Genomic DNA, 19,612 nt, shown 5'->3' with positions numbered 1-19,612 from the left:
CCACGAACAGAGCTGACGGTCTCCCCGCAAGGGGATAACACGCGACGCTTCCATCAATAACAAGCCCAAGCGGAGTACCACAGATGGCGTTCTTCACCGCAGCCAGCAAGGCCGACTTCCAGCATCAACTGCAAGCGGCACTGGCGCAGCACATCAGTGAACAGGCACTGCCACAAGTGGCGCTGTTCGCTGAGCAATTCTTCGGCATCATTTCCCTGGACGAACTGACCCAGCGTCGCCTTTCCGACCTGGCCGGTTGCACCCTGTCTGCCTGGCGCCTGCTTGAGCGCTTCGATCACACCCAACCGCAAGTGCGGGTCTACAACCCCGATTACGAACGTCATGGCTGGCAATCGACCCACACCGCGGTCGAAGTGCTGCACCATGACCTGCCATTTCTGGTGGACTCGGTCCGTACCGAGCTGAACCGCCGTGGCTACAGCATCCATACCCTGCAAACCACCGTGCTCAGCGTGCGCCGTGGCAGCAAGGGTGAGTTGCTGGAAATCCTGCCCAAGGGCACCCAGGGCGAAGGCATCCTGCAAGAATCGCTGATGTACCTGGAGATCGACCGCTGCGCCAACGCCGCCGAGCTGAACGTGCTGAGCAAAGAGCTGGAGCAGGTGCTGGGCGAAGTGCGCGTGGCCGTGGCCGATTTCGAACCGATGAAAGCCAAGGTCCAGGACCTGCTGGCCGGTATCGACGCCAGCGCATTCACGATCGACGGTGAAGAAAAAGCCGAGATCAAGAACTTCCTGGAATGGCTGGTGGGCAACCACTTCACCTTCCTGGGCTATGAAGAGTTCGTGGTACGTGACGAGGCGGACGGCGGTCATATCGAATATGACGCCAGCTCCTTCCTCGGTCTGACCAAGCTGTTGCGCGCCGGCCTCACCGCCGAAGACCTGCGCATCGAAGACTACGCCGTGGCCTACCTGCGTGAACCGACGGTGCTGTCGTTCGCCAAGGCTGCACACCCAAGCCGCGTGCACCGCCCGGCGTATCCGGACTACGTGTCGATCCGCGAGATCAGTGCCGACGGCAAGGTCATCAAGGAACACCGCTTCATGGGCCTCTACACCTCCTCGGTGTACGGCGAAAGCGTGCGAGTGATCCCGTACATTCGCCGCAAGGTAGCGGAAATCGAGCGTCGCTCGGGCTTCCAGGCCAAGGCGCATCTGGGCAAGGAACTGGCCCAAGTGGTTGAAGTGCTGCCCCGTGACGACCTGTTCCAGACCCCGGTCGACGAGCTGTTCAGCACCGTGATGTCGATCGTGCAGATCCAGGAACGCAACAAGATCCGCGTGTTCCTGCGCAAAGATCCGTACGGTCGTTTCTGCTACTGCCTGGCCTATGTGCCGCGCGATATCTACTCCACCGAAGTGCGCCAGAAGATCCAGCAAGTGCTGATGGATCGCCTCAAGGCTTCGGACTGCGAGTTCTGGACCTTCTTCTCCGAGTCCGTGCTGGCCCGTGTGCAACTGATTCTGCGGGTCGACCCGAAGAACCGCCTGGACATCGACCCGCTGCAACTGGAAAAAGAAGTGGTGCAAGCCTGCCGCAGCTGGCAGGACGACTACGCCAGTCTGGTGGTGGAGAGTTTCGGCGAAGCCCACGGCACCAACGTGCTGGCGGACTTCCCCAAAGGCTTCCCGGCCGGCTACCGCGAGCGTTTCGCCGCGCATTCGGCCGTGGTCGACATGCAGCATCTGAACAGCCTCACCGAAGCCAACCCGCTGGTGATGAGCTTCTATCAGCCGCTGGGCCAGGTCTCCGGTCAGCGCGAACTGCATTGCAAGCTCTATCACGCTGACACCCCGCTGGCGCTGTCCGACGTGCTGCCGATCCTGGAAAACCTCGGCCTGCGCGTGCTGGGCGAGTTTCCGTATCGCCTGCGCCATGCCAATGGCCGTGAGTTCTGGATCCATGACTTTGCATTCATCGCCGCCGAAGGCGTGAACCTGGATATCCAGCAGCTCAACGACACCCTGCAGGACGCATTCGTGCACATCGTGCATGGCGACGCCGAGAACGATGCATTCAACCGCCTGGTATTGACCGCCGGCCTGCCATGGCGTGACGTTGCGCTGCTGCGTGCCTACGCCCGTTACCTCAAGCAGATCCGCCTGGGCTTTGACCTGGGTTACATCGCCAGCACCCTGAACAACCACACCGACATCGCCCGCGAGTTGACAAGGTTGTTCAAGACCCGCTTCTACCTGGCACGCAAGCTCACTGCCGACGACCTGGAAGACAAACAGCAACGCCTGGAACAGGCGATCCTCACCGCCCTGGACGACGTTCAGGTGCTCAACGAAGACCGTATCCTGCGTCGCTACCTGGACCTGATCAAGGCGACCCTGCGCACCAACTTCTACCAGACCGACGCAAACGGCCAGAACAAGTCGTACTTCAGCTTCAAGTTCAACCCGCACGCGATCCCTGAGCTGCCCAAGCCGGTGCCGAAGTTTGAAATCTTCGTGTATTCGCCACGGGTTGAAGGTGTACACCTGCGCTTCGGCAACGTCGCTCGCGGCGGCCTGCGCTGGTCCGACCGTGAAGAAGACTTCCGTACCGAAGTGCTCGGCCTGGTAAAAGCCCAGCAAGTGAAAAACTCGGTGATCGTGCCGGTGGGCGCCAAGGGCGGCTTCCTGCCGCGTCGCCTGCCATTGGGCGGCAGCCGGGACGAGATCGCGGCCGAGGGCATCGCCTGCTACCGCATCTTCATTTCCGGCCTGTTGGACATTACCGACAACCTGAAGGACGGCGCCCTGGTGCCACCGGCCAACGTCGTGCGCCATGACGACGATGACCCCTACCTGGTGGTGGCGGCGGACAAGGGCACTGCAACCTTCTCCGACATCGCCAACGGCATCGCTATCGACTACGGCTTCTGGCTGGGTGACGCGTTCGCTTCCGGCGGTTCTGCCGGTTACGACCACAAGAAAATGGGCATCACCGCCAAGGGCGCGTGGGTGGGTGTGCAGCGTCACTTCCGTGAACGCGGCATCAACGTGCAGGAAGACAGCATCACCGTAGTGGGCGTCGGCGATATGGCCGGTGACGTGTTCGGTAACGGTTTGCTGATGTCCGACAAGCTGCAACTGGTAGCGGCCTTCAACCACCTGCACATCTTCATCGACCCGAACCCTAACCCGGCCACCAGCTTCGTCGAGCGCCAGCGCATGTTCGAGCTGCCGCGTTCGTCCTGGACCGACTACGACACCAGCATCATGTCTGAAGGCGGCGGTATCTTCTCGCGCAGCGCCAAGAGCATCGCCATCTCGCCACAGATGAAAGAGCGTTTCGACATCCAGGCCGACAAGCTGACCCCGACCGAACTGCTCAACGCCTTGCTCAAGGCGCCGGTGGACCTGTTGTGGAACGGCGGTATCGGTACCTACGTCAAGGCCAGCACCGAAAGCCATGCCGACGTGGGCGACAAGGCCAACGACGCGCTGCGTGTCAACGGCAACGAGCTGCGCTGCAAGGTGGTGGGCGAGGGCGGTAACCTCGGCATGACCCAACTGGGTCGTGTGGAATTCGGCCTCAATGGCGGCGGTTCCAACACCGACTTCATCGACAACGCCGGTGGCGTGGACTGCTCCGACCACGAAGTGAACATCAAGATCCTGCTCAACGAAGTGGTGCAGGCCGGTGACATGACCGACAAGCAACGCAACCAGTTGCTGGCGAGCATGACCGACGAAGTCGGCCACCTGGTGTTGGGCAACAACTACAAGCAGACCCAGGCCCTGTCCCTGGCCGCACGCAAGGCTTACGAGCGCGCCGCCGAGTACAAACGCCTGATGAGCGACCTGGAAGGCCGTGGCAAGCTGGACCGCGCCATCGAGTACCTGCCGACCGAAGAGCAGCTCACCGAGCGCGCTTCGACCGGCAAGGGCTTGACCCGTCCGGAGTTGTCGGTGCTGATTTCGTACAGCAAGATCGACCTCAAGGAAGCGCTGCTCAAATCCCTGGTGCCGGATGACGAATACCTGACCCGTGACATGGAGACCGCGTTCCCACCGAGCCTGGTGGCCAAGTTCTCCGAAGCCATGCGTCGCCATCGCCTCAAGCGCGAGATCGTCAGCACCCAGATCGCCAACGACCTGGTCAACCACATGGGCATCACCTTCGTGCAGCGACTCAAAGAGTCGACCGGCATGAGCCCGGCGAACGTCGCCGGTGCCTATGTGATCGTGCGCGATATCTTCCACCTCCCGCACTGGTTCCGTCAGATCGAAGCCCTGGACCACCAGGTGTCGGCCGACGTGCAACTGGAGCTGATGGACGAGCTGATGCGCCTGGGCCGTCGTGCTACGCGCTGGTTCCTGCGCAGCCGTCGCAACGAACAGGACGCCGGGCGTGACACTGCGCACTTCGGTCCGCATCTGGCAGCATTGGGCCTCAAGCTCGACGAACTGCTGGAAGGTCCGACCCGTGAAGGCTGGCAGAACCGTTACCAGGCCTACACCCAGGCCGGCGTACCGGAATTGTTGGCACGCATGGTTGCAGGCACTACCCACCTGTACACCTTGCTGCCGATCATCGAAGCCGCCGACGTGACCGGGCATGACGCCGCCGAAGTGGCCAAAGCCTACTTCGCCGTCGGCAGCGCCCTGGACCTGCCGTGGTACCTGCAGCAGATCAGCGATCTGCCTGTCGCCAACAACTGGCAGGCCCAGGCCCGTGAGGCCTTCCGCGATGACGTGGACTGGCAGCAACGGGCGATTACCATTTCGGTACTGCAAATGGCCGACGCGCCACAAGACATGGAAGCCCGCGTGGCCCTGTGGCTTGAACAGCATCAGGACATGGCTGATCGCTGGCGTGCCATGATGGTGGAAATTCGTGCTGCGGTTGGCACGGACTACGCCATGTACGCGGTGGCCAATCGTGAGTTGCTGGACCTGGCGTTGAGTGGTCAGTCGGTGTTGCAGCCGGCTTGATGCTTCGGTAAACCAAAAGCCCCCGCATCGTGAGATGCGGGGGCTTTTTATTTGATCTGGAATGCGATCAATGTGGGAGCTGGCTTGCCTGCGATAGCGGTGGGTCAGTTAATAATCGAGTCACTGGTGCACCGCTATCGCAGGCAAGCCAGCTCCCACAGTTTGAACTTCATTCGGAATCAGTGGTGTTTCAGTAGCCGGGTTTCCAGGTGATCCAGGTGCTGGGTCATCAGGGCGACAGCCGTGTGGGCGTCGCGCTGTTCCACGGCATCCACAATCGCCACATGCTCCTGCCACGCACAATACGTGCAGGCCTTCGTTTCAAATTGCGCAATGATCAACGACGTCAACGGCACCAGGCTGTTGAGAAACTGTGCCAACGGCGCATTGCCTGCCATGTGCGCCAGTTGCAGATGAAACTCTCCAGAAAACCGGATCGCCGGCCCACGCTGGTCACGCTCAATGGCGTCGCGCTCCTGCGCAATCAGCTCGCGCAGTTGGCGGATTTGCATCGCTGTGGCCTGGGCGCAGGCCAGTTGCACCACGGTCATTTCGGTCAGGCGCCGTGCTTCCAGAATCTGCCGTGTGTGCTGGGCATCCGGCGCGGCGACCTGGGCGCGCTGGTTGGGGCGCAGGATGACCACTTGCTGATGGGACAGCTTGGCGAGCACCCGGCGAATCACGCTGCGGCTCACGCCAAAGAGTTCGCCCAGGCCTTCTTCGGTGAAGCGGCTGGCGGGCGCAATGCGTTGCTCAAGGATCGCGTCGAACAAGCGCGGGTAGATGTCGTCAACCGAAGGCTTCTTGCCCGACACCAGGCGCAGGCAGGGCAGAGGGTCACGTTGCAGGGCGTGGACGTTCATGGCCGGTCTCCAATTATTCAGCTGCCCAGATGGTCATCCGGGATATTCAAGCGAATGCCCATGCGCAAGCCTTCCTGCAGGATGTGCCGACGCATTTCGGCACTGGCCAGGGCGCTGTTCTTGTTGCGGATGGCGCGTACCACGGCTTCGTTCTCTTGCAGGCGTTCGGCCAGGTGTTCAGGGGAGTTGCGCAATACCTGGGCGCTTTGTTTGAGCGCGGTGCTGGTTTGCTGCACCACGTTCTGGAAGATCGGGTTGGAGGTCAGGGCAAACAGTTCTTCGTGAAAGTCGATGTAGGCGTTCATGCCCGCCTCGGCGTCGCCGGCATCCAGGGCTTCGCGCATGTCCATCAGCGTCAGGCGCAGTTGGCCGATTTCCTTGCTGCTGATGGATTGGGCGACCAGGCCGACGATGAAGGGTTCGAGGGTATAGCGCAGTTGCAGGATGTCTTCCAGGCTGGCGTCGGCCACCGCGTCGCTCGATTGCGGCTCGCTGACGCTGGTTTCCAGTACCACCACACCTTTGCCCGGCATGGAACGCACCAGGCCCAAGGTCTCCAGCACGATCACCGCTTCACGCAGGCTCGGGCGGCTGATACCCAGTTGCTCGGCCAGCTCACGCTGGCCTGGCAGCATTTCACCGCGGCGCCACTGGCCTCGCGCCAAGGCGGCGCGCAGTTTTTCTACCACTGAATTGACGACGGTTGAGGTGCTGATCACGTCGAAGGCTCCTTGATGTTGCTCATACAGTATTCAGTCTGGCAAAGGGCCAATGTGGGAGCTGGCTTGCCTGCGATGACTGAGTGTCAGGCACTACATTTGACGCTGACTCACCGCTATCGCAGGCAAGCCAGCTCCCACATTGGATGGGTGTTGTCCTAGAACTCCTGATGCGCCGGCAGCACCGGCTTCTTGGCCTGAAAGGCATAACCCTGCTGGCCGTCGAGCACCTTGTTGGCACGCTGAATATCGATATCTTTTTCCCAGCGAGCAATCGCCACGGTAGCCACGCAGTTGCCGATCAGGTTGGTCAGCGCACGACCGATCCCCATGAACCAGTCCACCGCCAGCACCAACACCAGGCCCACCACCGGAATTGCCGGGATCGCCGTGAGTGTCGCCGCTAGAATCACCAATGCCGAGCCCGGAATGCCGTGGGCGCCTTTGGAGGTGATCAACGATACCAGGAGGATGGTCAGCAAGTCGGTCATCGACAGCGGTGTACCGGTGGCGTTGGCGATAAACACGATGGCCAGGGTCAGGTAGATCGAAAAACCGTCGAGGTTGAACGAGTACCCGGTGGGAATTACCAAACCCACGGTGGAACTGCCAATGCCCAAATGTTCCAGCTTGCGCATGATCTGCGGCAGCACAGCGTCGGACGAAGCGGTGCCCATCACGATCAGCAGCTCTTCGCGCAGGTACTTGAGCAGCGGCAGCATCCGCAGGCCGGACAAGCGCATTACCAGCCCGAGGATCAGCGCGACAAAGGCAAAGCACGTCAGGTAAAACAGCCCAACCAGGCTGCCCAGGTGTTGCAGCGAGTCCAGGCCGTAGGTGCTGGTGGTGAACGCGATGGCACCGAATACGCCAATCGGCGCCAGGCGCACGATCATGCCCATGATGCGGAAGATCACATGGCTAAGCTCATTGATCAGCCGCGAGATACCGCTGGCCGCTTCGCCCACCAGGTTCAGCGCACTGCCGAACAGCACCGAGAACAGCAGCACCTGTAACACGTTGTTATCGGCAAACGCACCGATCACCGAGTTGGGAATCAGGTCCATCAGGAACTGGCTGGTGCCCTTGATGTGTTGGCCCTTGTCGGCCAGCTCATTCAAGCCGGCGGAAGAGAGTTGCTCAAGATGAATATTGGCGCCGCTGCCGATGCCGGTGCTGAAGGCCATGATCAGGCCAAGCACCAGGGCGACGGTGGTCAGCACTTCAAAGTAGATCACCGACTTGAGCCCGATACGCCCGACCTTCTTCAAATCGCCGGCGCCGGAAATACCGCTGACCACGACACAGAACACGATCAGGCCGATCAGCATTTTGATCAGCTTGATAAAGCCGTCGCCCAGGGGTTTGAGTTGTGAGGAAAATTCGGGAAGGGCCAGGCCGCAGGCGATGCCGAGCATCAGGCCAATCACGACTTGCAGGAAAATCGAACGCGAGCACCATCTGAGCATGGGAGGGATCTCTATTCGGTGCCCTGGTGGTTCCAGGGCTTAATTGTTGTGGTCTTACCGGTAAGTCCAGTGCGCGGCCAGTCTACGCTTGGTTTTTTTCAAACAACAAGTAAATATTCAGCGGTTGGCAGGTCCCGGTCTGACCAGTTGGTCGGTAAGTACGGTGCTTGAGCGGTTGACGGGGATTAATTTTTTTTGCGTATCATCGCCTTGGGCATACGAGGTGATGGATGGACCAATCAGGGCTTACAACCGACGAAGCAGGGCGCATGTATTGCGCCTGGCGCACTGCAGCGCCTGCGTACCTGCATTACCACGACCACGAGTGGGGGGTGCCGGTGGCGGATGACATCGCGTTGTACGAGAAGATCTGCCTGGAGGGGTTTCAGGCGGGGATGGCGTGGATCACCATTCTGCGCAAGCGCGATAACTTTCGGCAGGCGTTCGAGGGTTTTGATTTTCGCCGGGTGGCGCAGTACGGCGAAGCGGACATTGAGCGGTTGATGAGCGAGCCGGGCATCGTGCGCAATCGGGCAAAGATCATCTCGGCCATCAACAACGCACGCCGGGCCTCTGAACTGGTGGAGGAGACCGGCTCGCTGGCGCGCTGGCTGTGGGCGTTCGAGCCCGGCGCAGAAGAGCGGCCGGCAGTGGTGGACATGGCTTACTGGACGGCCAATCCGACCTCAGCGGCTTCGATGCGCTTGTCCAAGGCCCTGAAGAAACGCGGCTGGACCTTCGTCGGCCCGACCACGATGTATGCGTTGATGCAGGCGATGGGGATGGTCAATGATCATCTGGAGGGTTGCGAGTGCCGGCTGCGCATTGAACACCAGCGCGACCTATTCAAACGTCCCTGACCAGACACGGTTAAAACTGTGGGAGCAGGCAAGCCAGCTCCCACATGGGTTTTGTGGTGTTGCTGATTATTTGGGAAGCGGGGTGAGTACCTCAGCCTTGTCATCCAGCACCATCACCACCAGCAGCCTGGCCGGTTGGGTCTGGCTGGCATTGCTTGACTCAAAATGCCGCGAGCCGGCCGGTTCGTAGAACGATTGCCCGGCCTTGTAGGTGATCGCCTTTTCATCATTGACCCGCGAGGTGATCGCGCCTTCGAGCACATAAGCCACCGCGGTGCCGGTGTGGCTGTGGGGCACTGTGGCCTGGCCGGGGGCGTAGTCCACGGTGAGCATGATGGTTTTCTTGCCGGGCACGTTGGTCAAGGGGTGCTCCTGCAGCACCTTGAGCGTTTCCTGGTTGTATACCGGGTCGTGGGCAAATGCGCTGAGGGAGGTGAGCATCAGCGTGGTGGCGAGCAATCGTTTCATGATCAGGATTCCGCGTAGTTCGAGACCTCTTCACCCTACGCCGTAGCCTGTACGCCACCAATGACCAATACGCCGGAAAACCCCTTAGCCAATCTGCCGGAGAATATCGCGCACCTTGTCCAGCGCCGGGTCGATGTCCAGGGTCTCGATGGCGCCGAAGCCGAAAATCAGCCCCGAGCGTAATGGCACGTCGTGGAAGAATACGTCCAGAGGGTACAACCCCACCTCGACCTGACGCGCCTGTTCTATCAGCGATGGGATATTCAACGCCACCTTGCACAATGCCGCCAGGTGAAAGCCCGCCACCGTCGGAACCGCCTCGAACCACGGTGACAGATCGCCCGCCAGACGCTGCAGTATTCGTTCGCGACGCCCCGCGTAGATGCTGTGGCAACGGCGAATATGCTTGAGCAGGTAGCCTTCGCTGATGAACTTGGCCAATGCCCACTGCGGCAGGGTAGAGCTGTGCTGGTCGGTCAACTGCTTGGCCTTGAGCACCGCGCCATAGATCGCTGGCGGCAGCACCGCGTAGCCCAGGCGCAACTCGGGCAACAGGGTTTTGGAAAAGGTCCCGACGTAGGTGACCACGCCTCGGGTGTCCAGGCTTTGCAGGGAGTCGGTGGGGCGCCCTTCGTAGCGAAATTCGCTGTCGTAGTCGTCTTCGATGATGATCGCACCCAGCTCGATTGCGCGGTCCAGCAGTGCCTGGCGGCGCCTCTGACTCATCGGCATGCCGAGGGGGAACTGGTGGGACGGGGTTACGTAGATCAGACGGGTGCCATCGGGGATCTGATCGACCTGGAGGCCCTGTTCGTCGACGGCCACGCTGGCGACGCTGGCGCCCATCGCTACGAACATTTGGCGCGCGGGGCTATAGCCTGGGTCTTCCATCGCGACCATGCTGCCGGGTTCCAGCACCACGCGGGCAATCAGGTCCAGCGCCTGCTGCGCGCCATTGGTGACCACGATATCGCTGGCGCGGCATTTGACCCCTCGGGAAAACGCGATATGCCCGGCGATGGCCTCGCGCAATGCCGGTAACCCTTCCGGTTGGCTGTAGAAACCACTGTTCTGGGCGATACGGCGCAGCGCATCCTGGGTGCAGCGTCGCCATTCGTCCTGAGGGAACTGGTTGCGTGCAGTCGCGCCGCCGATAAATTCGTAGCGCAGGATGCCCTCACGGGAAGGGTGGCCCATGGGCGAGGGCAGTGCTGCCCACTTGCCCAGGTTGGCGGCGCAGGCCAGGTCGGTGGCGGTTTGCACGCGATCGGGTTGGGGCGCCCACGCATTGACGAAAGTGCCGCGGCCGATCTTGCCGATCAGCAGGCCTTCGTACGTGAGGGTGGTGTAGGTATCCGACACCGTCTTGCGCGATACGCCCAGTTGTTCGGCGAGCAGTCGGCTCGGTGGCAGTTGCGTACCCGCCGACAGTCGCCCGGTGGCGATAGCTTCGCGCAGTTGCTGATAAAGCTGGGCAGCCAGGTCCTTGCGGCCATTGATGACGAGGTGCAGTTCCATGTTTCATCCTGGAGACAGATCGATCCGCGCCAAGGTTACGCGCAAATCGATCTGAAGAAACCAGGCAGTGTCAGGACAGGAAGCCGCCGTCTACATTCAACGACACACCGGTGGTGTAGCTTGACGCATCGCTGGCCAGATACAACACCGCGCCGGCCATTTCGCTGGGGTCGGCGACGCGCTTGAGGGGGATCTGCGCCAGGGCCACTTTCAGGATCGAATCGTTCTTGACCAGCGCCGAGGCGAATTTGGTATCAGTCAGGCCCGGCAGCAGTGCGTTGCAACGGATGCCGAATGCCGCGCATTCCTTGGCGAACACCTTGGTCATGTTGATCACGGCAGCCTTGGTGACCGAGTAGATGCCCTGGAACACGCCCGGCGAAATGCCGTTGATCGACGCCACGTTGATGATGCTGCCGCCGCCGTTCTCGCGCATCAGCTTGCCGGCTTCCACCGACATGAAGAAGTAACCGCGGATATTCACGTCGACCGTCTTCTGGAATGCGCCAAGGTCGGTATCCAGCACGTTGCAGAACTGCGGGTTGGTCGCGGCGTTGTTGACCAGAATATCCAGGCGGCCGAACTGTTCGCGGATGCCGGCGAACACCTGGGTAATCTGCTCCATTTCACCGATATGGCAGGCAATCGCCGTGGCCTTGCCGCCGTCGGCAATGATCGCGTCGGCGACGTGCTGGCAACCTTCCAGCTTGCGGCTGGAGACGATCACGTGGGCGCCTTGCTGGGCCAGCAGCTTGGCAATGGCCTCGCCGATACCACGGCTGGCGCCGGAAACGAAGGCGATCTTGCCGTCAAGGTCAAACAGGTTGGTCTTGGACATAAGGGTTCCTTGTGGTTGCGATCAGAGCGCTGATTTGCCAATGACATTCAGGCTCATTTGCTCCAGCAGCTTGTTCATGTGGATGAACTGCGCAAAGCGTTTGTCCTGGGTCTGGCCGTGGAAAAAGCGGTAGTAGATCTGCTGCACGATGCCGGCCAGCCGGAACAGGCCGTAGGTGTAATAGAAATCGAAATTGTCGATCGCAAGCCCCGAGCGCTCGGCGTAGTAGTCGACAAACTGACGGCGGGTGAGCATCCCCGGGGCGTTGCTCGGCTGGCGCCGCATCAGTTGCACCGGCGCCGGATCTGCGGCTTCGATCCAGTAGGCGAGGGTGTTGCCCAGGTCCATCAGCGGGTCGCCCAGGGTGGTCAGTTCCCAATCCAGCACGCCGATGATCTGCATCGGGTTGTGGGGGTCGAGGATCACGTTATCGAAGCGGTAGTCGTTATGCACGATGCTGGACGTGGGCGAATCGGCTGGCATTTTGTCGTTGAGCCAGGCGCGTACCGCTTCCCATTTTGGCGCATCAGGGGTCAGGGCTTTTTCGTAGCGCTCGCCCCAGCCACGAATCTGCCGCGCCACGTAGCCTTCAGGCTTGCCCAGGTCGGCCAGGCCGCAGGCGCTGTAGTCGACTTGATGCAGTTCGACGAACTTGTCGATAAAGCTTTTGCACAGCGCTTGAGTCTTGGCCGCGTCCAGGCCCAGTTCGGGCGGCAGGTCAGAGCGCAGGATGATGCCGTTGACCCGTTCCATCACATAGAACTCGGCACCGATCACTGATTCATCGGTGCAGTGCACGTATGCCTTGGGGCAATACGGAAAACCATCTTTGAGCTGGTTGAGAATGCGGTATTCGCGGCCCATGTCGTGGGCGGACTTGGCCTTGTGGCCAAACGGCGGGCGACGCAGCACGAATTCCTGGCCTGGATATTCCAGCAGGTAGGTCAGGTTCGATGCGCCGCCGGGGAACTGACTGATCGCAGGCGTGCCGTTCAAGCCCGGAATGTGGGCCTTGAGGTAGGGATCGATCAGGCTGGCATCAAGTTCTTCGCCGGGGCGAATCTGGGTCGATTGGTCGTTCAGCGCCATGCTTATCCCTTCTGCTTATTCTAAAGGCCTTGGACTATTTCCTAATCTAATGCGCACCGCCGCCCAGCGACAAGGTCGGGGCGGCTTAATAGGTTAGCGTGTTGAAGGGTGATCAGCGTGCCTGATCGGTCATTTTGCGGGCGCTGGCAGTGCAACCGGCGTGAGCACCGGACGGCCGGCGAAGTATTCCACCAGGTTGTCGGCCACCCGCTGCACGGTGTCATGGGCCGCCTCCGGTGACAGGCCGGCCACATGGGAGGTCAGGACGGTATTGCTCAGGCGCTTGAGGGCGTCGGGCACCTTGGGTTCGTCGTCGAATACATCCAGCGCGGCGCCGCCGATACGCCGTTGCTCCAGGGCAGCCACGAGGTCAGCGGTCACCACCACGCTGCCGCGGCCAATGTTCACCAGATAGCCATTGGGGCCCAACGCATCCAGCGCATGTTTATCGATCAGATGGCGAGTGCTGGCCCCACCTGGCGTGGCCAGGATCAGGAAGTCCGAGGTGCGCGCCAGTTCGACGGCCGTTGAACAGTAGGTGTAATCCACGTCATCGCGGGGTTGGCGGTTGTGATAGCTCACCTCCATGCCGAAGCCGAGGGCGGCGCGCCTGGCGATTTCCATCCCCACGGCACCGAGCCCGAGAATTCCCAGTTGCTTGCCGGCCAGGGAAGGGCGCATGACCTTCGGCCATTCGCTGCGCCGCACGGCGGCATCGGTCTGGGGAATCCCGCGCACCAGCGAGAGCAGCAGCGCCATGGCGTGATCGGCCACCGAGGGGGCGTTCACGCCGGCACCGTTGGTGACCACGATCCCACGGTTGCTTGCCGCTTGCAGGTCTACATGTTCGTAGCCAGCACCGATCACGCAGATGATCTCCAGCAATGGAAGCGCGGCGATTTCCTCGGCATACAGCCCCAGCGGCCCGCGGGTCAGCACGGCCTTGATCTGCCCTGCGTGGGCCTTGATCGCCTGGGCCCGTTCTGCGGGCGTCGGCGCCAGGATCACGTGAAAGTCATTGCTTTCGATGATTTGCAGGTATTCGTTGATGGTTTCAACCAGGACTAGAACGGTGGTGGGCATGGGGCAGCTCTCCGGTGAGTTCGATGCTCGGATTATGCTGCATTTGTGTTGTGTGAAATGCTGAGGGCGCAGAGAAAGCGCCACTGATTTTGCGAAAAGTGCCAGCGTCTCGGCGAGTGGGAGACGCTGTTTGCGCGCGTGCGAATTATTTAGCGGGTACGGGCTTGCGCACCTTGCTCTGTTCGGCCGCTACGATGTCCATGTAATCGTAGGTAGGAAAGAACTCCGTCCTGAAGGGGCCCCATGCAGAGCGTTCGATGGCGAGATTGACTTCCCGCAGGCGCGAGGCGGGGAAGCGTAGAACGATGACGTGACCGATCCCCATGGCGATGTTCCAACTGACAATCTCTACCCCTTCAGGAGGGAATACTTTAAAGAGTTCCTGTTCGGTGAGTTTTGTTCTTATTTCGTTCAAGTTGCGAGATTGGTCATGTTTGAGGAAGACGGTCAACATGACCGCATTGTCAGCGCTGATGGCGACAGGTTTTCCTGACGTGGAAGCCTGCGCATGAAGGCCGCCTGAAACAAGGGTAGAGAGCAATAAAACAGACGCCAGTAAAGGCTTTAATAGTGTTTTCATTGAGTGAGGCCTTTTATGAGTATTGTCGCTACTCGTGGGATGAGTGTTGAGGGTTAGTGGGTGGGGGTGGTTTTGACTGATCCGGTATAGGGCGCATGAACCACATGTATTCGAACAAGAGGGTTGGCGTCGATCATGTCGCGCGGCACTTCACGAGAATAAGTGAATTCCTGATTGTTCAACGTCTCAAGTTTTCTGACGATGGTTTTCGTTGCACCTTTATCCGGTATCAGGATATGGTTTTTCTTGTCACCCGTTACCATGAAGTAACCGCCGCCGCCGTTGTCATATTTTGATAGCCCGGTATCGGTGTAGAAAAATTCGTAGCGATTACGTTCAGGGTCCCACACTGATATTCCAACGACACCTGGGTACTTGTCCTTTACGTCGATCTCCGGGGCGCCTTCTATATAAACTTTTGTCGTCAGCCAGCGGGGGGATGTGCCCAGGGCACTTGCGTCTGAGTTTTCTACTGCCGGTTGTGCTTGACTGGCCAATGGGCTGAGTATTCCGGTGGCAAGTATCAGGGAGAAAATAAGGTTGTGTTTGTTCATCTAGTCGCTCCTGATGAGTGAGGTTTTTAATTCTGCTGTGGTGGGTTTAGATGCTTTTGTTTTTTTGAACTGGACTGGAATATAAACGTGATAGAAGGGGCTCTCAATGCCTGGGAAAACCCTTGCAACAAATGCCGCAATCATTAGAGTTTCAATCGAGAGGCGTTGATTAACTGTATGTAAGAACTTTCTTATATGTGAGGGTGTTTAACTTTAATTGATATTGGGTCTCTGTCAGCGGCTCCCCACTGGCGAACTTTGAGTGACTGGGTTTATTTAAACAAAGCTTCGTCGGCCTTGCGTGATCGACCCTCCCAATGCCCCGCTGGCAGGGGCGTTCGTGAGGTGGGTAAAGGCGGTGGACATCTGGCGTTGAATCAACTGAGCCGCCCCATGGGCTGCCTTCCAGCCTTTGCACTGCATTACCGTTCCTCATCTAAGTCTTTGCTTATTCAAGAGAATCCCGGACAATCCGGCCCTTGTTACGGCCAGGGCGCTGCCTGTCAGGTTTTTCTGACTCGTGCTGGCCATGTGAATGCGGAGATCCGACCGGATGAATGATCAGGCCAATAGCGTCGACGAACGCTATGCAACGACACCTGCAACCCTCACAAGCTGGAGCCGCCAGGACACCACCTGGATGCTCGGGCTATTCGGTACCGCCATTGGCGCCGGTACTTTGTTTCTGCCAATCAACGCGGGCCTGGGGGGCTTCTGGCCGCTGGTGATCCTGGCGTTACTGGCGTTCCCGATGACGTTCTTTGCCCACCGTGGGCTGACCCGTTTCGTGCTGTCTGGCCGTGAAGGCTCAGACATCACCGACGTGGTCGAAGAGCATTTCGGTATCAAGGCGGGTGCGTTGATCACCTTGCTGTATTTCTTCGCGATCTTCCCGATCCTGCTGATCTACAGCGTGGCACTGACCAATACCGTGAGCAGCTTCATGGAACACCAACTGCACATCATGCCGCCGCCTCGTGCGATCCTGGCGTTTGTGCTGATCCTCGGCCTGCTGGCCGTGGTGCGCTGCGGTGAGCAAGTGATCGTCAAGGCCATGAGCCTGATGGTGTATCCGTTTATCGTCGCCTTGCTGTTCCTGGCCGTGTACCTGGTGCCGCACTGGAATGGCGGCATTCTCAGCACTGCCAGCGAGGTGCCGGCACCGTCGGCGCTGCTCAATACGCTGTGGCTGGCGATTCCGGTGATGGTGTTCTCGTTCAACCATTCGCCGATCATCTCGGCCTTTGCGGTTGACCAGAAGCGTCAGTACGGCGCACACGCCGAGGAGCGCAGTTCGCAGATCCTGTCCCGCGCTCACTTGCTGATGGTGGCGATGGTGCTGTTCTTCGTGTTCAGTTGCGTGCTGACCCTGTCGCCCGCGCAACTGGCCGAGGCGAAAGCGCAGAACCTGTCGATCCTGTCGTACCTGGCCAACCACTTCGACAACCCGACCATCGCCTTTGCCGCCCCGTTGATTGCGTTCGTGGCGATTGCCAAGTCGTTCCTGGGCCACTACATCGGTGCCAGTGAGGGTCTCAAGGGGCTGGTGGTCAAGACCGGTCGCCGCCCGGCACCGAAGACCCTGGACCGCATGACCGCCGCCTTCATGCTGGTGGTGTGCTGGATCGTCGCCACGCTCAACCCGAGTATCCTCGGCATGATCGAGACCCTGGGTGGGCCGGTGATTGCGTCGATCCTGTTCCTGATGCCGATGTACGCGATCCGCAAGGTTCCGGCCATGGCCAAGTACCGTGGGCAGGCATCGAATGTGTTTGTCACCGCCGTCGGCCTGGTGGCGATTACGGCATTGGTGTATTCGCTGGTTGCCTAAGCCCTGATGCGGTCTATCTGACTGCACAGCTCCCACATTGGTTTTGTGTTGGCAGTAAAGGTTAGTTCCAGGCATAAAAAAACGCCGCGTATCTTGCGATACGCGGCGTCTTTCACATCAACACACCCTTAAGCTTGAATCACCGGGATGTTGGCGCTTGCTGCGATCTTGCGGAACTCGGCGATCTGGTCGAAGTTCAGGTAGCGGTAGACGTCACTGGCCATGGTGTCCAGTTTCGCTGCGTAGCCCATGTACTCTTCGACAGTCGGCAGGCGACCCAGGGTAGAGGCCACTGCCGCCAGTTCGGCCGATGCCAGGTAGACGTTTGCACCGTCACCCAGGCGGTTCGGGAAGTTACGGGTCGACGTCGACACGACGGTGGAGTTCGGTTCTACACGTGCCTGGTTACCCATGCACAGCGAGCAGCCCGGCATTTCCATGCGTGCGCCAGCCTTGCCGTAGATGCCGTAGTAGCCTTCTTCGGTCAACTGGTGAGCGTCCATCTTGGTCGGCGGCGACAGCCACAGACGAGTCGGCAGCTGGCCCTTGACCTGCTCCAGCAGCTTACCGGCAGCGCGGAAGTGACCGATGTTGGTCATGCACGAACCGATGAACACTTCGTCGATCTTCTCACCGGCAACGCTGGACAACAGACGGGCATCGTCCGGGTCGTTAGGGGCGCAGAGGATCGGCTCGTTGATTTCCGACAGGTCGATCTCGATGATTTCGGCGTATTCGGCGTCGGCATCGGCTTCCATCAGTTCCGGGTTGGCAACCCAGGCTTCCATCGCTTGGGCGCGACGTTCCAGGGTGCGGGCATCGCCGTAGCCTTCACCGATCATCCAGCGCAGCAGGGTGATGTTGGAGTTCAGGTACTCGGTAACGGACTCTTTGGACAGCTTGATGGTGCAACCGGCAGCCGAACGTTCAGCCGAGGCGTCGGACAGCTCGAAAGCCTGTTCCAGCGTCAGATCGTTCAGGCCTTCGATTTCCAGGATGCGGCCGGAGAAGGCGTTTTTCTTGCCTTTCTTCTCTACGGTCAGCAGGCCAGCCTGGATCGCGTAGTAAGGAATGGCATGAACCAGGTCACGCAGGGTGATGCCAGGCTTCATCTTGCCTTTGAAGCGCACCAGGATCGATTCCGGCATGTCCAGTGGCATTACGCCAGTGGCTGCGGCGAACGCGACCAGACCGGAACCGGCCGGGAACGAGATGCCCATCGGGAAACGGGTGTGGGAGTCGCCACCGGTACCGACGGTGTCCGGCAGCAGCATACGGTTGAGCCAGCTGTGGATGATGCCGTCGCCCGGACGCAGCGATACACCGCCACGGGTCATGATGAAGTCAGGCAGGGTGTGGTGGGTGGTCACGTCGATCGGCTTCGGGTACGCCGCGGTGTGGCAGAACGACTGCATCACCAGGTCGGTCGAGAAGCCCAGGCACGCCAGGTCTTTCAGTTCGTCACGGGTCATGGGACCGGTGGTGTCCTGGGAGCCCACGGTGGTCATCTTCGGCTCGCAGTAGGTACCAGGACGAACGCCTTTGCCTTCTGGCAGGCCGCACGCCTTGCCGACCATCTTCTGTGCCAGGGTGAAGCCCTTGCCGGTGTCGACAGGCGCTTCAGGCAGCTTGAACAGGTCGGTAGGGCCCAGGCCCAGTTCGGCGCGGGCCTTGTCGGTCAGGCCGCGACCGATGATCAGCGGGATACGGCCGCCGGCGCGAACTTCGTCCAACAGTACCGGAGTCTTCATTTCGAAGGTGGTCAGGACTTCGTCGGTGCCGTGTTTGCAGACTTTGCCAGCATGAGGGTACAGGTCGATCACGTCGCCCATGTTCATGTTGGTGACGTCGAATTCGATTGGCAATGCGCCAGCATCTTCCATGGTGTTGTAGAAGATCGGAGCGATCTTGCTGCCGAAGCAGAAACCGCCGGCACGCTTGTTCGGCACGTAAGGCACGTCGTCACCGAAGAACCACAGTACCGAGTTGGTGGCCGACTTACGCGACGAACCGGTACCGACCACGTCACCGACGTAGGCGATCGGGAAGCCTTGGCCGCGCATTTCTTCGATCTGCTTCATCGGGCCGGTCTTGCCTTGCTCGTCCGGCACGATGCCTTCACGAGCCATTTTCAGCATGGCCAGGGCGTGCAGCGGGATGTCAGGGCGGGACCAGGCGTCCGGCGCCGGGGACAGGTCGTCGGTGTTGGTTTCGCCGGTGACCTTGAACACGCGCAGGCTGATCTTGTCGGCCAGGGTAGGGCGGTTGCGGAACCACTCGCCGTCAGCCCAGGACTGGATCACGCCTTTGGCGTGTTCGTTGCCGTTGCGGGCTTTTTCGGCGACGTCGTGGAACGCATCGAACATCAGCAGGGTGTGCTTGAGTTGGGCGGCCGCGACGGGCGCCAGGGTGGCGTCGTCCAGCAGCTCGACCAACGTCACGATGTTGTAGCCGCCTTGCATGGTGCCGAGCAGTTCAACAGCGCGTTTCTTGTCGATCAGGGGGGAAGTGGCTTCGCCCTTGGCCAGGGCAGACAGGAAACCGGCCTTGACGTAGGCAGCTTCGTCAACGCCTGGTGGAATGCGGTTGGTGATCAGGTCAACGAGGAATTCTTCTTCGCCAGCCGGAGGATTTTTCAGCAGCTCGACCAGGCCTGCGGTTTGTTCGGCGTTAAGCGGCTGGGGAACGATACCCAGTGCTGCACGCTCTTCGATATGTTTGCGGTAGGCTTCAAGCACAGTTATTACCCTCATCAGTGGTCCCACGGGACGCTCATCCAGAAATGAAC

Annotated in this window: 14 protein-coding genes; 3 read left to right on the top strand and 11 right to left on the bottom strand. The window is 60.1% G+C overall.

The window, feature by feature from the left end; translation table 11 throughout:
• Positions 1–83: 83 nt before the first annotated feature.
• Positions 84–4,952 carry an NAD-glutamate dehydrogenase gene (locus E4P00_RS10895; RefSeq protein ID WP_032880832.1) on the top strand — a complete coding sequence of 1,623 codons (4,869 nt, stop codon included), beginning with the start codon at positions 84–86 and terminating at the stop codon, positions 4,950–4,952.
• Positions 4,953–5,131: 179 nt separating this feature from the next.
• On the opposite strand, the gene E4P00_RS10890 is transcribed toward E4P00_RS10895, so the two are convergent.
• The 3 genes from E4P00_RS10890 to E4P00_RS10880 all read right to left on the bottom strand — a co-directional run bounded on the left by E4P00_RS10890 (position 5,132) and on the right by E4P00_RS10880 (position 8,018).
• Positions 5,132–5,815, bottom strand: coding sequence for a GntR family transcriptional regulator (locus E4P00_RS10890; RefSeq protein ID WP_078821218.1), 684 nt, complete (start codon positions 5,813–5,815; stop codon positions 5,132–5,134).
• 17 nt (positions 5,816–5,832) lie between these two features.
• On the bottom strand, positions 5,833–6,534 hold the full coding sequence (locus E4P00_RS10885; protein WP_014718317.1) for a FadR/GntR family transcriptional regulator: 702 nt from the start codon (positions 6,532–6,534) through the stop codon (positions 5,833–5,835).
• Positions 6,535–6,692: 158 nt separating this feature from the next.
• Positions 6,693–8,018, bottom strand: coding sequence for a C4-dicarboxylate transporter DctA (locus E4P00_RS10880; protein ID WP_177327440.1), 1,326 nt, complete (start codon positions 8,016–8,018; stop codon positions 6,693–6,695).
• A gap of 215 nt (positions 8,019–8,233) precedes the next feature.
• Here E4P00_RS10880 and E4P00_RS10875 point away from each other — a divergent pair, with 215 nt between their 5' ends.
• Positions 8,234–8,863 (top strand): DNA-3-methyladenine glycosylase I, encoded by a 630-nt coding sequence (locus E4P00_RS10875; RefSeq protein ID WP_282443210.1) that lies wholly within the window; start codon positions 8,234–8,236, stop codon positions 8,861–8,863.
• 66 nt (positions 8,864–8,929) lie between these two features.
• On the opposite strand, the gene E4P00_RS10870 is transcribed toward E4P00_RS10875, so the two are convergent.
• The 7 genes from E4P00_RS10870 to E4P00_RS10840 form a co-directional block, all read right to left on the bottom strand.
• Entirely contained in the window at positions 8,930–9,331 is a 402-nt protein-coding gene (locus tag E4P00_RS10870; RefSeq protein WP_032880835.1) for a cupin domain-containing protein, read from the bottom strand.
• 84 nt (positions 9,332–9,415) lie between these two features.
• Complete coding sequence (locus tag E4P00_RS10865) at positions 9,416–10,849, bottom strand: PLP-dependent aminotransferase family protein (RefSeq protein WP_248131413.1); 1,434 nt, start codon at positions 10,847–10,849, stop codon at positions 9,416–9,418.
• A gap of 70 nt (positions 10,850–10,919) precedes the next feature.
• Positions 10,920–11,687 (bottom strand): SDR family oxidoreductase, encoded by a 768-nt coding sequence (locus tag E4P00_RS10860; protein ID WP_032880837.1) that lies wholly within the window; start codon positions 11,685–11,687, stop codon positions 10,920–10,922.
• 21 nt (positions 11,688–11,708) lie between these two features.
• Positions 11,709–12,776 carry a phosphotransferase family protein gene (locus tag E4P00_RS10855; protein WP_032880838.1) on the bottom strand — a complete coding sequence of 356 codons (1,068 nt, stop codon included), beginning with the start codon at positions 12,774–12,776 and terminating at the stop codon, positions 11,709–11,711.
• Positions 12,777–12,905: 129 nt separating this feature from the next.
• A complete protein-coding gene (locus E4P00_RS10850) occupies positions 12,906–13,859 on the bottom strand; it encodes a 2-hydroxyacid dehydrogenase (RefSeq protein WP_032880839.1) in 954 nt (317 codons plus the stop codon).
• 145 nt (positions 13,860–14,004) lie between these two features.
• The gene (locus tag E4P00_RS10845) at positions 14,005–14,439 is read right to left on the bottom strand and encodes a hypothetical protein (RefSeq protein WP_032880840.1); all 435 of its coding nucleotides are present in this window, start codon (positions 14,437–14,439) and stop codon (positions 14,005–14,007) included.
• A 53-nt stretch (positions 14,440–14,492) separates the two neighbouring features.
• A complete protein-coding gene (locus tag E4P00_RS10840; RefSeq protein WP_032880841.1) occupies positions 14,493–14,993 on the bottom strand; it encodes a DUF4822 domain-containing protein in 501 nt (166 codons plus the stop codon).
• A gap of 553 nt (positions 14,994–15,546) precedes the next feature.
• Between E4P00_RS10840 and E4P00_RS10835 the strand changes: the two genes are divergently transcribed.
• On the top strand, positions 15,547–16,824 hold the full coding sequence (locus E4P00_RS10835) for a serine/threonine transporter (RefSeq protein ID WP_005787881.1): 1,278 nt from the start codon (positions 15,547–15,549) through the stop codon (positions 16,822–16,824).
• Positions 16,825–16,952: 128 nt separating this feature from the next.
• Here the strand turns inward: E4P00_RS10835 and acnB are convergent, their stop codons facing one another.
• Positions 16,953–19,562: a bifunctional aconitate hydratase 2/2-methylisocitrate dehydratase gene (gene acnB, locus E4P00_RS10830; RefSeq protein ID WP_005787883.1), complete on the bottom strand. Its 2,610-nt coding sequence runs from the start codon at positions 19,560–19,562 to the stop codon at positions 16,953–16,955.
• Between the last annotated feature and the right edge of the window lie 50 nt (positions 19,563–19,612).

This window comes from Pseudomonas sp. B329, assembly GCF_023127835.1.
GTDB lineage: Bacteria > Pseudomonadota > Gammaproteobacteria > Pseudomonadales > Pseudomonadaceae > Aquipseudomonas > Aquipseudomonas synxantha_A.
The sequence above is the reverse complement of the archived record's forward strand: the minus strand, read 5'-3'. Positions and strand labels throughout refer to the sequence as shown.